The sequence below is a fragment of the Niallia laureatilytica genome (genome assembly GCF_046613985.1).
Lineage (GTDB): Bacteria > Bacillota > Bacilli > Bacillales > Cytobacillaceae > Niallia.
Map to the genome: position 1 here is coordinate 1 of NZ_JBKKHP010000019.1, position 14,770 is coordinate 14,770.

At 38.6% G+C, this 14,770-nt stretch carries 14 protein-coding genes; 10 read left to right on the top strand and 4 right to left on the bottom strand.

The features are described 5' to 3' along the window. Positions 1–132: 132 nt before the first annotated feature. Positions 133–438 carry a rhodanese-like domain-containing protein gene (locus ACLIJJ_RS25215; RefSeq protein ID WP_233317631.1) on the top strand — a complete coding sequence of 102 codons (306 nt, stop codon included), beginning with the start codon at positions 133–135 and terminating at the stop codon, positions 436–438. A gap of 116 nt (positions 439–554) precedes the next feature. Continuing rightward, complete coding sequence (locus ACLIJJ_RS25220) at positions 555–737, top strand: sporulation protein Cse60 (protein WP_233317723.1); 183 nt, start codon at positions 555–557, stop codon at positions 735–737. A 29-nt stretch (positions 738–766) separates the two neighbouring features. Here the strand turns inward: ACLIJJ_RS25220 and ACLIJJ_RS25225 are convergent, their stop codons facing one another. Then, on the bottom strand, positions 767–2,041 hold the full coding sequence (locus ACLIJJ_RS25225) for a BaiN/RdsA family NAD(P)/FAD-dependent oxidoreductase (protein ID WP_233317633.1): 1,275 nt from the start codon (positions 2,039–2,041) through the stop codon (positions 767–769). A gap of 216 nt (positions 2,042–2,257) precedes the next feature. Between ACLIJJ_RS25225 and ACLIJJ_RS25230 the strand changes: the two genes are divergently transcribed. Together ACLIJJ_RS25230 and ACLIJJ_RS25235 are read left to right on the top strand one after the other, a co-directional pair. Continuing rightward, complete coding sequence (locus tag ACLIJJ_RS25230) at positions 2,258–3,883, top strand: putative polysaccharide biosynthesis protein (RefSeq protein WP_233317636.1); 1,626 nt, start codon at positions 2,258–2,260, stop codon at positions 3,881–3,883. A 51-nt stretch (positions 3,884–3,934) separates the two neighbouring features. Further along, positions 3,935–4,654 carry a pseudouridine synthase gene (locus tag ACLIJJ_RS25235; protein WP_411411870.1) on the top strand — a complete coding sequence of 240 codons (720 nt, stop codon included), beginning with the start codon at positions 3,935–3,937 and terminating at the stop codon, positions 4,652–4,654. 92 nt (positions 4,655–4,746) lie between these two features. Here ACLIJJ_RS25235 and ACLIJJ_RS25240 read toward each other — a convergent pair whose 3' ends face one another. Then, positions 4,747–4,968 (bottom strand): DeoR family transcriptional regulator, encoded by a 222-nt coding sequence (locus ACLIJJ_RS25240; RefSeq protein ID WP_127736905.1) that lies wholly within the window; start codon positions 4,966–4,968, stop codon positions 4,747–4,749. 379 nt (positions 4,969–5,347) lie between these two features. Here ACLIJJ_RS25240 and ACLIJJ_RS25245 point away from each other — a divergent pair, with 379 nt between their 5' ends. Continuing rightward, on the top strand, positions 5,348–6,589 hold the full coding sequence (locus ACLIJJ_RS25245) for a M48 family metallopeptidase (RefSeq protein WP_233317638.1): 1,242 nt from the start codon (positions 5,348–5,350) through the stop codon (positions 6,587–6,589). Between the two features lie 40 nt (positions 6,590–6,629). On the opposite strand, the gene ACLIJJ_RS25250 is transcribed toward ACLIJJ_RS25245, so the two are convergent. Next, complete coding sequence (locus ACLIJJ_RS25250; protein ID WP_233317641.1) at positions 6,630–7,079, bottom strand: NUDIX hydrolase; 450 nt, start codon at positions 7,077–7,079, stop codon at positions 6,630–6,632. A gap of 278 nt (positions 7,080–7,357) precedes the next feature. Here ACLIJJ_RS25250 and pepV point away from each other — a divergent pair, with 278 nt between their 5' ends. Next, positions 7,358–8,776 (top strand): dipeptidase PepV, encoded by a 1,419-nt coding sequence (gene pepV / locus ACLIJJ_RS25255; RefSeq protein ID WP_233317643.1) that lies wholly within the window; start codon positions 7,358–7,360, stop codon positions 8,774–8,776. A 31-nt stretch (positions 8,777–8,807) separates the two neighbouring features. Further along, positions 8,808–9,665: a D-amino-acid transaminase gene (dat, locus tag ACLIJJ_RS25260; protein WP_411230172.1), complete on the top strand. Its 858-nt coding sequence runs from the start codon at positions 8,808–8,810 to the stop codon at positions 9,663–9,665. A gap of 51 nt (positions 9,666–9,716) precedes the next feature. On the opposite strand, the gene cysK is transcribed toward dat, so the two are convergent. Then, positions 9,717–10,649: a cysteine synthase A gene (gene cysK / locus ACLIJJ_RS25265; protein WP_411411871.1), complete on the bottom strand. Its 933-nt coding sequence runs from the start codon at positions 10,647–10,649 to the stop codon at positions 9,717–9,719. Between the two features lie 276 nt (positions 10,650–10,925). Between cysK and thpR the strand changes: the two genes are divergently transcribed. From thpR to pulA, 3 genes are read left to right on the top strand one after another with little or no spacing between them, the layout of a single operon-like run. After that, positions 10,926–11,492, top strand: coding sequence for an RNA 2',3'-cyclic phosphodiesterase (gene thpR, locus ACLIJJ_RS25270; protein ID WP_251646818.1), 567 nt, complete (start codon positions 10,926–10,928; stop codon positions 11,490–11,492). A 34-nt stretch (positions 11,493–11,526) separates the two neighbouring features. Continuing rightward, positions 11,527–12,507, top strand: coding sequence for an NERD domain-containing protein (locus tag ACLIJJ_RS25275; protein ID WP_233317651.1), 981 nt, complete (start codon positions 11,527–11,529; stop codon positions 12,505–12,507). Between the two features lie 40 nt (positions 12,508–12,547). Further along, on the top strand, positions 12,548–14,701 hold the full coding sequence (gene pulA / locus ACLIJJ_RS25280; protein ID WP_411411875.1) for a type I pullulanase: 2,154 nt from the start codon (positions 12,548–12,550) through the stop codon (positions 14,699–14,701). Positions 14,702–14,770: the final 69 nt, after the last annotated feature.

The window sequence follows — 14,770 nt, forward strand, 5'->3', positions numbered from 1 at the left end:
CTTTACTGTGTGGCTGGACTTTTTTTATATAAAAACAGTGGGCATGTGATTTGCATCTTTTTTTTAATTGTTCTATATTACAATGAGTGGAAGTTAACATGATTCGTACTGGTAGAATGGAGGAAACAATAAATGGAAGATATTAAGATAATTACAACAGAAGAATTAGAAGACAAGCTGAAAAAAGGGGAAAAGCTGGAGCTTGTTGATGTTAGGGAAGATGATGAAGTAGCAGAAGGCATGATTCCAGGGGCTAAGCATATTCGCATGAATGATATTCCTGAAAAGCTAGACTACTTCTCAAAAGAGAAAGAATATATTTTTATATGCCGCTCTGGTAAAAGAAGCGAAAACGTCTGCTATTTCCTTGAAGACCGAGGCTACAAGGTTGTTAACATGGTTGGTGGAATGCTTAACTGGAACGGTGAAACTGTTTAATCTAAAGAACCCTTCGCAGCTTGCTGTGAAGGGTTTTTTATTTTCATATTGTCTAAAATGACGATAAATTGGCTATTATTTTAATAGAATATTCTGATCACTTAGGAGTGTGGATGATGATAAAGGTTAAATTATTTGACCAGGAGCATGAAAAAGATCTGGAAATGGAAATGAATAAGTTCCTGGAGAAGCTTGATGAAAAGAAGCTTTTAGATATAAAGTATAATGTTGCAGCATTACAAGAGGGGGAAGAAGAACAGATTTATTGTTTCTCCTCGATGATTATATATAAAAGCTGAACAGTCTATTAAACCGTTCAGCTAACTTTTTACATAAACATATTTTTTGCTTCAAGAGCGGCATTTACACCAGCAAGTCTTCCTGTCACAAACGCACTTGTGATGTTATATCCCCCTGTATATCCATGGATGTCCAATATCTCTCCACAAAAGAAGAGTCCTGGCATTAGCTTTGATTCCATTGTTTTTGGAGAAATCTCTTTAATAGAGACACCTCCGCCTGTAACAAATGCTTTCTCAAGCGGCATTGTACCGTTGACTTTAAAAGAGAATCCTTTGCAAAGAGAGGTGAATTTTTTTAGCTTATCTTGGGAGACAGTAGCTCCTTGTGCTGCAGGATCAATTTCTGCAAGCTCAAGTAAAAACAGTAAATAGCGTTCTGTTAAGAAACCTTTTAAAATGTTTTTCACCGCTTTTTTAGGCTCGTCCTTAACGAGTTTACTTATTTCTTGGAACAGTGGTTCTTCCTTTTTATCAGGAAATGAATCAATCGAAACAGGAATTTCTGCTAAACCGGTTTTCTTCAGCTCTTTGACGACGAACTGGCTGCAGCGCAATACAGCTGGACCGCTGATCCCAAAATGGGTGAAAATCATATCCATCTTATGTGTGATAATAGGTTTTCCTTTTTGGTTTAATACACTCAGCGCAACATCTCTTAAAGACAAACCTTGTAATGTTTTTTCCTTGATAAATGATTCGCTTGAAGTGACAGGTACTTCTGTTGGAAACAGCTCGGTAATAGTATGTCCAGCACTCTCTGCCCAAGCATATCCATCGCCAGTTGAGCCTGTATGGGGCACAGATTTGCCGCCGACAGCAATGATGAGAGACTTCGTGACTGCCTCTTTTCCGTTTTGCATAAAGATTGTCTTAGTGCCGTCTTCATTATAGGATACCTTTTTAACAGGAGTATTTGTCCGGATTTCAACCTTCAGTCTGTCGAGCTCCTGCAATAAGGCATCAACAACAGATTGAGCTTTGTTAGAGACAGGAAACATTCTGCCATGATCCTCTTCCTTTAGAGCAATTCCTAAATTCTCGAAAAAATTAATAATATCTTCATTATTAAAAATCGAAAACCCGCTGTAAAGAAAACGTCCGTTACCTGGAATATGCTTAATAATTTCATCAACAGGAAGCCTGTTTGTGACATTGCATCTGCCGCCTCCTGAAATAGCAAGCTTGCGGCCAAGCTTTTCCCCTTTATCAATTAACAGGACCTTTGAACCAGATTCAGCAGCACCAATCGCTGCCATTAATCCAGAAGGACCGCCGCCAATTACAATTACTTCATATTGCATAGATGAACCTACTTTCTTTTTCCTATATTGAGATCTATTATTATAGACTATTTTCTTCATTTGAAAGCTAAAGTAGCGTTTCTAGTCAAGAAAAGGTAAACTACTAATAGTGTGTATAAAAAATGCTCATTATTACACTTAGTATCATATTCATTTCATGTTAAAATAATTTGTTATGTTAGTTTGCAGCTAAGCTTCATTTAAGGAAGGGATTATATGTCGTCAAAATTGTTGAGAGGTACGTTTATTCTAACACTCGGAACTATGATATCAAAAGCACTGGGATTGTTCTATGTAATCCCGTTTAATATGATTGTCGGAAAAGAAGGAACTATCCTTTATCAATATTCATATGTAGCTTATACGATTGTCATCAGTATTGCAACAGCAGGTATTCCTCTTGCTGTCAGCAAATTCATTTCTAAATATAATGCGATGGGAGAGTACGGTGTCAGCAGGCGGCTTTTTAAGTCAGGGCTTGTTGTGATGACCTGTACCGGATTCGTCTGTTTCCTTGCCATGTATTTCCTCGCACCATTTCTTGCAGAGATTAATATTCCTGAGGATGATCTTAACTCCAGCGTAAAGGATGTTACGACTGTAATTAGGGCAGTAAGCTTTGCTGTTATCGTCGTCCCTGTCATGAGCTTGATTCGCGGTTTCTTCCAGGGACATGAGTCAATGGGACCTTCTGCTGTTTCTCAAGTAGTAGAGCAGATTGTACGAATCGTTTTCATGCTTGGCGGAGCTGCCGCTGTGTTGTATGTACTCAAAGGCGATATTGTAACTGCAGTCAGCATTTCGACATTTGCAGCATTTGTCGGTGCGATTGGCGGACTTGCAGTACTTATCTATTATTGGCTTAAAAGAAAACATCATTTTAACTCCATGCTCCTAGAAGACAGGCAGCAAATTTCGGACATTTCCTTAGGCTCCATGTATAAGGAAATACTTATCTCAGCAGCACCATTTGTTTTCGTTGGAATAGCAAACCCGCTCTTTCAGTTTATCGATACGATTACCTTTAACCGTGCGATGGCTGTTGCAGGTTTAAGTGCCATTTCAGAGACGCAGCTGAATGCATTCAACTATCAGACACATAAGATTGTCATTATTCCAGTTTCCTTGGCAACTGCCTTTTCCATGACACTCGTGCCGATGATAACAAGAGCGTTTGTTAGTGGAGATCAAAAGTCTGTAAACCATAATTTAAATCAAGCATTTCAAATATTATTATTTATTACATTACCGGCAACAATAGGATTATCCGTGCTGGCTGAGCCGGTATATCGTCTGTTTTACGGGACAGTGGATTTAGCTTTAGGAACAGAGGTGCTGCGTTTATATGCACCAGTTGCCATTCTATTTTCTCTGTATGCTGTTACTGCCGCAATCTTGCAAGGTATAAACGAACAGCGCTTTACAGTCTTAAGTCTTTTAGTAGGTTTATTGGTTAAACTGAGCTTAAACATGCCGCTTATTGAAAGATGGGAAGCGAAAGGTGCCATTTTGGCAACAGCATTAGGATATACTGCTGCAATAGTAATTAATATCTTTGTGATAAAAGTTTTTGCGAAGTATCCATTCAGGCTAGTCCTGCGTAGAAGTGTGTTAATCGTTGGTTTTACTTTCCTAATGTTTGTTGGTACGGAAATTATCTACACACTACTCAGGTTATTCTTGGAGCCGAAATCATTAATTTCCTCTCTTCTTATGGTTGGGATTGTCGCGCTGGCTGGAGGGCTGATATACGCTTACCTTGCATACCGCTCTAAGCTTGTTTACATGTTGCTGGGAGAGAGAGCTGAATCAATTAAAAGAAAGCTAAGACTTCCATTTTAAATAGAAGACACATAAATAAAGATGAAACGGATGGCAAGATAAATGAAAAAAATGAGAATTGATAAACTGCTTGCCAATTTAGGATATGGCAGCAGAAAAGATGTAAAGTCGCTGCTGAAAAGCAAGGCAGTTAAGGTCAATGATGAAGTAATTAAAGATGCTAAACAGCAGGTCGACCCCGAGCAAGATGTCATAACATTAAACGGGGAGATAGTGGAATATAAGGAATTTATTTATCTGATGATGAACAAGCCGCCAGGAGTTATTTCAGCGACTGAGGATGCCCGAGAGGAGACAGTTGTTGATTTGCTGGAAATTGAGGATGCTGTCTACAATCCGTTTCCTGTCGGCCGCCTTGATAAGGATACAGAGGGATTATTGCTGCTTACAAATGACGGCAAACTTTCGCACCGGTTGCTTTCACCGAAAAAGCATGTTCCTAAAACATATTTTGCGGTCATAAAAGGAATCGTTACAGACGAAGATATAGAATCCTTTAAAAAAGGTGTTACCCTTGATGACGGTTATGTAACCAAACCTGGGCACCTTGTTATCTTGAAGGCTGGCGAAACCTCTGATATTGAGCTTGCGATTTCAGAAGGCAAATTTCATCAAGTTAAAAGAATGTTTGAGAGTGTAGGAAAGAAGGTCATCTATCTGAAGCGAATTTCGATGGGACCGCTTGCGCTTGACGAAACATTGGAGCTTGGGGAATACAGAGAGCTCACTGATGAGGAGATACAACTTCTTCAAGATTATGAAGTAAATTAAAACATGCAGCATAAAAAAACGCCAAACCAATTTTGGCGTTTTTTTATATTGCATGTAAATATGCAGTATATTATCAATAATCAATCTACGGTTTAAGACGTCATTTTCACTTTTTTTCTAGTTGTTGTCCATTTTCCACGACTTGGACTTTTCACCAAATCGTTATAAGCTAAAACATTCAAATCTCTTTGAATCGTTCGAGGAGTAATACCAAATTCCTCCACTAGCTCTTGTGTTGTTACTGTTCCACGCTTACTAATAAACATGTAGACGGATTTGATACGGTTTAACATCCGGTTAGTTGAAGGTTTCAATAAACCACTCCCTATCCTTTTTTCAAACCTTTGGCAAATTCCTGCGACCGACAGCTTATTTGAAGATTTATTCTTCAAGCGTATGTAATTTTCTTCTTTACAGACAACTCCTTTTCAAATGGCTATAGTGAACAAAAATGAACTTCTATAAATATTGTATCCCTATTTACTTTTTAATTCTACATTATTTGCTCAAATTTACAAAATATTTGATTATTAATGTATAAATATACCACCCCCTGGTTTTTTCCTTACCATATCATATGGTACAAACTATTAACTTTATGATAACAAATTGCATGAAGTACAATAAAAATGTTTATTAACACCTTTTTTTCCATTATAATCAAAACGATAAACATTTTTGGAGGATATGTGATTGGAAAACATAAGAAAAGATCAGCTAGTTCATCCTAGAGAGAACATTTATTTTGTACTCGTGCTGCTTGTAAGTATCGGCACACTTATTTTATTGCTTTTTTCGGTTATTGGTATTATTATCTATGCAGCAATAATTGCTGTCATGCTGTTTTTACATGCACTTTCGATGGCTGGCATTAGGAGAAATGGAGTTAAACTGGGAGAAGATCAATTTCCTGAGCTTTATGCAAAGGCGGTTGGTATCGCCAAAGATCTTGAGCTGAGCAAGCTCCCAGATATATATATACTGGAATCAGAGGGTATCCTTAACGCATTTGCGACCAAGTTTGTGCGCAGGAATATGGTAGTGTTGTATTCAAGTATTTTTGAAATGGTTGACAGAGGTGCGGAAAAAGAAGTCATGTTCATCATGGCTCATGAATTTACCCATTTGAAACGTAAACATGTTCATTACGGTTTTTTCCTGTTGCCGGCATTGTATATTCCTTTCCTGGGAAATGCTTATTTACGTGCATGCGAATATACCTGTGACAGAACAGCAGCCTATTATGTTCAATCATTTACTGCAGCAAAGAATGCCTTGACCATGCTTGGGATTGGTACAACCTTATACAATAAAGTGAATAAACAGGCATATATGGAGCAATTGGAAAAAGAGAGCGGCTTTTTCGTATGGTTCAATGAAAAGCTGTCTACACATCCTCATTTGCCTAAAAGAGTTTATGCAATTGAGTCCTTTTATAATGAAATTGACCTAAAGCCATTAAAGGAATCGAAGAGAGGCATGTGGGTAGGTATTTCCGTATTTGTAGCTGGTGTTATTATTTTCATCGGGTTAGTTAGCGCTGCAGTTGCTGGAATAACATCCTTCATTCAACATTCTGATTTTGCTGAATTCATAAAATCTGGTGGAACAGAGTTTTCATACCCAGAAGATGAAGATTTATATTATGACGGTTATTATACGGAGCTTCATGAAGCAGCATATCAAAATGATATAGATACAGTGAAAACGCTGCTTGATAGTGGGGCAGATCCAAATTCTCAAGATGAAGACGGAATGACACCGCTTATGTATGCAGTTTATCAAGGTGCAGATATGGAGCTTATTCAGCTTTTAATTGATAATGGATCAGATATAAACATAGTAGATGCGTACGGCTATACAGCCTATGATTATGCGACAGAAAGTAATTATCAAGACATTTTAGATTTGTTTGATAGTTATATATATCAATAAGAGACAAGCGGCTGATACATCAGCCGCTTGTTGTTATTTTTTATAAGGTGCAATAGTCCTGCAAAAATCGCCGATGACTGCCAACCATATTTGCAGGCAACTTCTCTAAATCAAAAAATTGCAGTTGAAAGGCCTCTTCCTTGTTAACTTTCATTTGGCCGCTGTACTTCCTCGTATAATAAGCTGCTGTAACGGAGTAGAAGGGATCTCCGTTTGCTGCAACTGTATAATACTCTTTTCCAGAATAGATGTTTAATAGCTTTAGCTCCTCTACCTGCAAGCCAGTTTCTTCCCAAACCTCTCGTTTAGCTGTTTCTTCTGTACTCTCTGCCAATTCCATTAAACCGCCAGGCAGCCCCCATACTTTATGAGGATGTGTTCTTTCCTGCAAGAGCACTCTTTTGTCCGCATCCTCCATAATAACAACAGCACCAACGAGTATTAACGGCATCTTGCCAACCTTTTGCCGCAGCTCCTTAATATATTCCATAACGCCAACCCTTTCAGAACCTTTTTTTAATATTTTACAGGAAGAAGCGTAAAACCGAAAATTTTTGAATGTCTTATGATTCCTTTATGTGTGGGAATGATAAGAAAAGCAACCAAAAACAGACAAAATCAATACAGGGCTTGTCTTTTATTGATAAGAATTGGTGGGATTATGGTAAAATACTTTTATATATTCTAAAAAACATAAGAATAAAGCTAAAGCAAGATATTCTGCAAAGGAAAAACATATTGGAATATTAGGTTAAGGAGGCTGGTTTAGTGAAAGCACTGGATTGGTTAAAAGAAGTACATATTCGTAAAGATGATTTCATCCAAGATTTACAAGGCTTACTTCAAATAAAAAGTGTGCTGGATGAAGAAAATGCAACAGAAGATGCTCCGTTTGGACAAGGTGTTAAAGAAGCCTTGACCTTTATGCTGGAGCTTGGCAAAAGAGACGGGTTTGAAGAAAAGAATGTTAAGAACGTAGCAGGACATGTGAAGTTTGGAGCTGGTGATGAAAGCATTGGAATCCTTTGTCATGTTGATGTTGTTCCAGAAGGAGACGGCTGGTCAAGTGATCCTTACAGCGCAGAAATTCGCGATGGGAAAATATTCGCAAGAGGTGCCTTGGATGATAAAGGTCCTACGATGGCAGCTTATTATGCCATGAAAATAATTAAAGAATTGGATTTGCCTTTAACAAAGGAAGTTAAAATGATTATTGGAACAGATGAAGAGAGTGATTGGAGATGCGTCACAACGTACTTCCAAGAAGAACCAATGCCAACGATGGGATTTGCACCTGATGCGGATTTTCCGATCATTTATGCGGAAAAAGGAATATCTGATTTTGATATGGTTCAGTCTTTGGACGAGATGGCCCAGTATGAGTCTGGAAAAGTGGGCATAGTTTCTTTTTCTTCTGGAAGAAGATACAATATGGTCCCAGATTTTGCGGAAGCGAGGCTGCATGTTCTATCAGATCAGACGGAAATCATTCAGCGCTTCCAGGAATATTTAAGCAGGGACAATTTAACAGGTCAATATACAGTAGATGCAGGTGAACTAGTATTAGAGCTTGAAGGTGTTTCCGCACATGGAATGGAGCCCAATAATGGGGTAAATGCCGGTCTTAAGCTTGCGTCCTTTCTAGCTGATTTGCCACTTGATGAAAAGGCAGCGAATTACTTTCAGTTTGTTAACGGTTACTTCAAAGATGACTCAAGAGGTCAAAAATTAGGAGTAGCTTATAACGATGATATCACGGGAGACTTAACATTGAATGTAGGCATCCTGCAATATAATCAACAAGTCGGCGGCAAAATAGGATTAACATGCCGTTATCCGGTCACAAATGAAATGGAAAAGACAAAGGCTGTGTTAGATAAATTGCTTGCTGGCCATGGATTTGTGATTGAGAATTTTACAGACTCCAAGCCTCATCATGTCAACAAGGATTCTGAGCTGATTCAAACATTAAGCAAGGTTTATTTAGAACAGACAGGTGAAGAGCCGAAACTGATTTCAATCGGCGGCGGAACATACGCAAGATCTCTGGAAAATGGCGTTGCCTTTGGCCCTCTGTTTCCAGGCAGAGATGATATTGCTCATCAGAAGGATGAATACATGTTTATCGAGGATTTGCTTAAAGCAACAGCAATTTATGCCCAAGCTATATATGAGCTAGCAAAATAAATATTACTAACATGGTTAAGGGGGAGAGAAAATGAGTATTGTATGGATGAATGGAGCTTTTATTGATAGATCTGAAGCAAAGGTTGATATTGAGGACAGAGGTTATCAGTTTGGTGACGGTATATATGAAGTGATAAGAGTTTATAATGGAAAGCTGTTTACTGCAAATGAGCATCTCGAACGCTTGCTTGGCAGCGGTGATAAGCTGAGTATCAAGATAGAGTATACTGTCGAAGAACTCAAGCTGTTAATGGAACAGCTTGTAGAAAAGAACAAACTGGAAACAGGAATCATCTATATGCAGGTCACAAGAGGCACCAGTTCGAGGAACCATGCATTCCCTGCAGAAGATACTCCTCCGACTTATATAGCTTATACGAAAGAGGTTAGTATTCCTTATGAGCAGCTTGATAACGGTGTGGAAGCCATTACGGTAGAAGATATCCGCTGGTCGAGATGTGATATTAAGAGTTTGAATTTGCTTGGCAATGTGATTGCCAAGCAGAAAGCGACGGAAGCTGGCTGCTATGAAAGCATTCAATATCGGGAACTGACAGTTACAGAAGGAAGCTCCTCTAATATATGGATTATGAAGGATAACAGTGTGAAAACACATGAAGCCAACCAATTTATTTTAAATGGAATTACAAGACAGAAGATCATTCAGTTATGTAAGGAAAACGAAATAGAGATAATAGAAGAAGCCTTTACAATCGAGGACCTGATAGATGCTGATGAGGTATTTCTATCGAGTACAACAGCTGAAGTGATGCCGATTATATCCATAAACAATGTGCCTGTTGGCAACGGTGAAATAGGTCCTGTTACGAGAAACTTGCAGAAACTGTTTAAGGATGCAATTGAAAGTGAATGTGGACAATTAGTTTAATATGTTCTGTGAAAATGAGAAGAGTCCCTCTATCTATAAGAGGGACTCTTCTTAATCTAGTGCAAATACATCTGTTGATAAGTATCTCTCACCAGTATCGCATACAATAAAGACGACGACATCATCAGCGGACAATTGTTTTGCTGCTTGGACGGCAGCATAGCAGGCTGCACCAGAGGATGGTCCTGCCAGTATTCCTTCTTCAAGTGCAAGTCTTCTTGTATACTCATATGCAGCTTCATCTGTTACTAAGTGGATTTGATCATAAACATTCTGGTTTAATATATCTGGAATAAAGCCAGGGCTTGTGCCGACAAGTTTATGCTTTCCAGGAGCACCGCCAGACAGAACTGGAGATCCAGCTGGTTCTGCGACATGGACGCGTATATTTGGAAATACCTCTTTTAGTACCTCGCCAGTTCCAGTTATTGTTCCACCAGTCCCTGCTGTTGCTACGAATGCAGCCAAAGACTTATTCAGTTCAGCCATTGCTTTAATAATTTCTGGAGCAGTTGTTTTCCGGTGCGCTTCAGGATTATGGCTGTTGCTGAATTGCATGGGTACAAAAGAGTTTGGAATTTCGTCCTTCAGCTCCAATGCTTTTTTTATACTTCCAGGCATTTTTTCGTCACCTGGTGTCAGCACAACCTCAGCTCCATATGCTTTTAAAATATTGATTCTTTCCTTTGTCATCGTGTCTGGCATAACAAGAATGGCGCGATAGCCTTTAGCAGCTGCATTCATTGCCAAGCAGATGCCTGTGTTGCCGCTTGTTGGTTCAATTATAGTGGAACCAGGAACAAGCTTTCCTGCCTTTTCTGCGGCTTCAATCATATTGAATGCCGCCCTGTCTTTTACACTTCTGCTAGGATTAAAATATTCCAGTTTTGCGTAAATGACAGCACCATTTTTTTCACCAATAGAGTTCAAACGAACTAATGGAGTGTCACCAATAAGCTCAGATACGGATCCATACAATTTCATTGTTATTTCCTACTTTCTTTTTACTAAATATGAATAAAATCTCACATAGATGGTGATTGCTGATAAGGTACAAGAATGTCCTTGTCTTCTATTTCTTTCAATTAAAGTGAGATTCATGAAGATTAAGATTAAAAACAAGGGAAAAGGATATATAATAACAATATATTCTTTACATAAAAGGACTTTTTGCGAATGTTTAATAGTATTATAGCTATAATTGCCCATAAAAGAAAAATAATTTACCTTTAATAGGATAAACAAGAAAAGGATGCTTTTATGAACACGAATACACATTATTTTATTGCGATAGGTTTGCCGGAAGCTGTCCGGCTAGAAGTAGAGGCTGTAAGGGGTAAGCTTAAAGAAGCATTTCCTTTTAAAAAATGGGTGCATCCGCAAGACTACCATATTACTTTAGCTTTTTTGGGAGCAGCAACGGAAGAACAAAAGAGCGAACTTATCACTATTCTAAATGAAGATAGTTACGATATAGACCATTTTACATTGAATATCGACAAATTAGGAGTATTCGGCAGTCAGGACAGTCCACGGATTTTCTGGTTAGGATTGGAGGATCATCCATCGCTGCACCAGTTAAGAGAGAATATATATATTAAGTGCAAAAAGGCAGGCTTTACTTTAGAGACTAGGCCCTATCATCCGCATATTACGATTGCAAGGAAATGGGCAGGAACAGAGAGATTTCGCCAGAACATGCTGAATTCCCAAAACCCATTCAGTGATGCGAAACCTTCCTTTCAAGTAGAGCAATTTTCTTTATTTCAGACACATTTAAATAAAGAACCAAAATATGAAGCAATATATACAAAAAAATTTATTTAATAGAAAAGTACAGGTTTTTTTAGGGGGAAAAGCTTTGGCACAATTAATTAAGCTAAAAGACTATATATCACGTTACCAACAAAATATACTGCTGTATCCGTCCCGTTATGTCCGCTTAAAAAAGCAGAAATGGGAAGGTGTTAAAAAGGCATTTGATACACAAGACATGAAAATATTCTACGAGGATAATGAAAGTTTAGACGATATAACAGAGGAAAAGGAATCTCTTTTTCTAAAAATCAGAGGAATGATGAATAAAAAGCCGAAGGAAGAAGAGCTCCTTTTATTTCCGGCAGCTGTTAAAGAAGAAGACAAAGAAGAGCAAATATTTTCCTTTGATTATAAAGCCAATGCTCTTAATGAGCCTCAATCAGAAGAACAATTGAAGCTGCAATTTTTAAATCAGCTTTTTCGTTTTCAGCTGAAATGGGCTAGTTCTACTCTTACAGAAAAATCAACTGTTAAGAAGGCGTTTTATTATGATGAGCACTTGAAATATTTTTTGCAACGATTTCCTGATACATATTTAGTGCTATACAAACCAGTTTTCTTGTTAAAAAATGCTCCTATTGATCTGGAAGTCATGATGGTGACACCAACTGCTGTGTGGTGCATCACTATCCTAGAAGAGGAAGATTCCGCTGTTTACCTAGGTTCAAATGAAAAATTTTGGGTAAAGAAATATAATGACAAAGAAAAAAAGACGTTAAGCCCGTTGATTGCTTTAAACAGGACAGAAAAAATTGTCCGCGGAATTCTCGACAGGCATGATGTTGCACTGCCTATTCAAAAGGCTATCCTGACAAGGAATGGCTATATTGATTATCCAACGATACCATATGATTTAAAGATTATTGAAAAAAGAAATTATGATGAGTGGTTCCGTATGATGAGAACCCAGCAATCACCTATCAAGGCTATCCAGCTGAAAGCGGCAGAAAGTTTGCTGCAATATTGTTTAACAACTTCTGTTCGAAGATATGATTGGGATGCTCCAGAGGAGGAGGAATCATAAACGAATAGTGTTTAGGTAACAAGAGAAGGAGTGGGGAATGATGCTATCTATTAAAAGGGACTATTATGCTTATTTAGATGAGCTGTCTGTTATTACTATACTGCTGCCTTATATGTATCATGGCGGTGAAGCGGATGCCTTTACAGTACAGGGAGAATACTCTGTACCATTAACCATTAAGAAAAAGGAAACGATGCAGCAATATGTTAAATATACTTGCATCTCTTCTGAATTGCTGGATGCAGGCAAAAGCTATACCATTATTGATAACCACAATGGCAGCACTGATTTGCAGATTGGTGCAGTCATAAGAACGAAAGAGTTTGATATGCGTTATTTTTATGAAGGTCCGTTAGGTGTGCAATACAGCGCTGAGAAAAGCCATTTTTTCTTATGGGCTCCAACAGCTCAACAAGTAAAGCTCGTTCTTCAAGATCCTATACATTCTGAGCGCCGTATGGAAATCCCGATGGCAAGACAAGAAAAGGGTGTGTGGACAGCTGAGGTAGAGCAGGATGTAGACGGCTTTCACTATACTTATTTAGTTCTTATTAATCTTGAGTGGAGAGAAGCGGTTGATCCGTATGCAGTTGCTGTTAGCGTCAATGGTGAAAAGGGTGTCATCGTTGATTTAGGAAAAACAAAAACGGTGAAACCTAAACTGCCAGCACTTGCCTCCCCTGTTGACAGCATTATTTATGAAACCCATATCCGTGACTTTACTATCCATCCGAACAGTGGAGCAGATAAGAAAGGGACGTACTTAGGTGCTGCCCAGCTGAACACGAAAACCCCAACTGGAGAATGGACCGGACTTTCGTATGTGAAAGAACTCGGCGTGACTCATCTTGAACTTCTGCCTGTCCATGATTTCGAAGAAGTGGATGAATTAAATGTTTTTAAACGATATAACTGGGGTTATAATCCATCACATTTCAATGTCCCTGAAGGCAGTTATTCAACAAATCCGACTGACCCATACGCAAGGATTAAAGAATTAAAACAGCTTATCCAAGCAATTCATGAGCAAGGAATAAGGGTCATTATGGATGTTGTTTATAACCATGTGTACAAAAAAGAAGACTCGCCGTTTGAGAAGATTCTCCCAGGCTACTTCTTCCGCTATGACATTCACGGAATGCCTTCTAACGGTACAGGTGTAGGCAATGATATTGCCTCTGAGCGTCTGATGGTAAGAAGATATATTCTGGACTCCGTTCGCTTCTGGCTGGAGGAATACCAGATTGACGGCTTCCGTTTTGATTTGATGGGCATATTGGATGTAGAGACAATGCAGGGGGTTCGGGAGATTTGTGACAGTAAAGATCCGTCTATTTTAACCTTTGGAGAGGGGTGGAATCTGCAGACACCTCTACCAGATGATCTCAAGGCGATAATTAGCAATCAACATAAAATGCCTCGAATCGGCCAGTTCAATGATCAATTCCGCGATCAAATAAAGGGAAGTACATTTGATTTGGAACATACAGGCTTTGCATTAGGGAATGGGAGTCAGCCAGCAGTGCATGAGCTTCTCTCTGGCAGCATTGGATTAGCAGAACAAAACGCAGGAATATTTACAGAGCCGAATCAGACAATCAATTATGTAGAATCGCATGATAACCATACGCTTTGGGATAAAATTGAGGCGTGCTTTCCTGACTTGGAGATGAGCTTGAAACGTAAAAAACATCGACTTGCCACATCCATCGTCTTACTCAGCCAAGGCATACCATTTCTTCACAGCGGTCAGGAGTTTTTCCGAACGAAATACGGTGTAGAAAACAGCTATAAATCGCCTGATGAAATTAACAGACTTGACTGGGATAGAAGAGATACATTTCTTGATAATGTCCAATTTATAAAAGACCTTATATCTTTGCGCAAATCAACCGCTGCACTGCGGCTGACAAGCGCTGAAGCTATTAGAAAGCATGTCACTATTCAATCACATTCCCCTTTATTCGTAGAATACAAACTGAACAATATTGAAGACTATGGTGATTGGGAAACACTTATTATCTATATCAACGCTGATGACGATTCACAAAGGGCAGCTGTCGAAGAAGGAAATTGGAAGCTGCTGTTAAAGGGAGAAGAAGTGTATCTCCATGATCTTCCTGATGTGGAAAAAACCATCGATATAAACCCGATTGGCATAACAATTATTGGAAAGCGAAAAGAGACAAACTGAATAGGCAGAAATTTAATTTTTGAAAAATAATATTATATTGCAGATAGACTTGACTAAAAAACCAAATAA

What these genes read in the sequence shown, in the direction of transcription:
- ACLIJJ_RS25215 (WP_233317631.1), top strand. Translation starts at nt 133, where the DNA reads ATGGAAGATATTAAGATAATTACAACAGAAGAATTAGAAGACAAGCTG.
- ACLIJJ_RS25220 (WP_233317723.1), top strand. Translation starts at nt 555, where the DNA reads ATGATAAAGGTTAAATTATTTGACCAGGAGCATGAAAAAGATCTGGAA.
- ACLIJJ_RS25225 (WP_233317633.1), bottom strand. Translation starts at nt 2,041, where the DNA reads ATGCAATATGAAGTAATTGTAATTGGCGGCGGTCCTTCTGGATTAATG.
- ACLIJJ_RS25230 (WP_233317636.1), top strand. Translation starts at nt 2,258, where the DNA reads ATGTCGTCAAAATTGTTGAGAGGTACGTTTATTCTAACACTCGGAACT.
- ACLIJJ_RS25235 (WP_411411870.1), top strand. Translation starts at nt 3,935, where the DNA reads ATGAGAATTGATAAACTGCTTGCCAATTTAGGATATGGCAGCAGAAAA.
- ACLIJJ_RS25250 (WP_233317641.1), bottom strand. Translation starts at nt 7,079, where the DNA reads ATGGAATATATTAAGGAGCTGCGGCAAAAGGTTGGCAAGATGCCGTTA.
- dat (WP_411230172.1), top strand. Translation starts at nt 8,808, where the DNA reads ATGAGTATTGTATGGATGAATGGAGCTTTTATTGATAGATCTGAAGCA.
- cysK (WP_411411871.1), bottom strand. Translation starts at nt 10,649, where the DNA reads ATGAAATTGTATGGATCCGTATCTGAGCTTATTGGTGACACTCCATTA.
- thpR (WP_251646818.1), top strand. Translation starts at nt 10,926, where the DNA reads ATGAACACGAATACACATTATTTTATTGCGATAGGTTTGCCGGAAGCT.
- pulA (WP_411411875.1), top strand. Translation starts at nt 12,548, where the DNA reads ATGCTATCTATTAAAAGGGACTATTATGCTTATTTAGATGAGCTGTCT.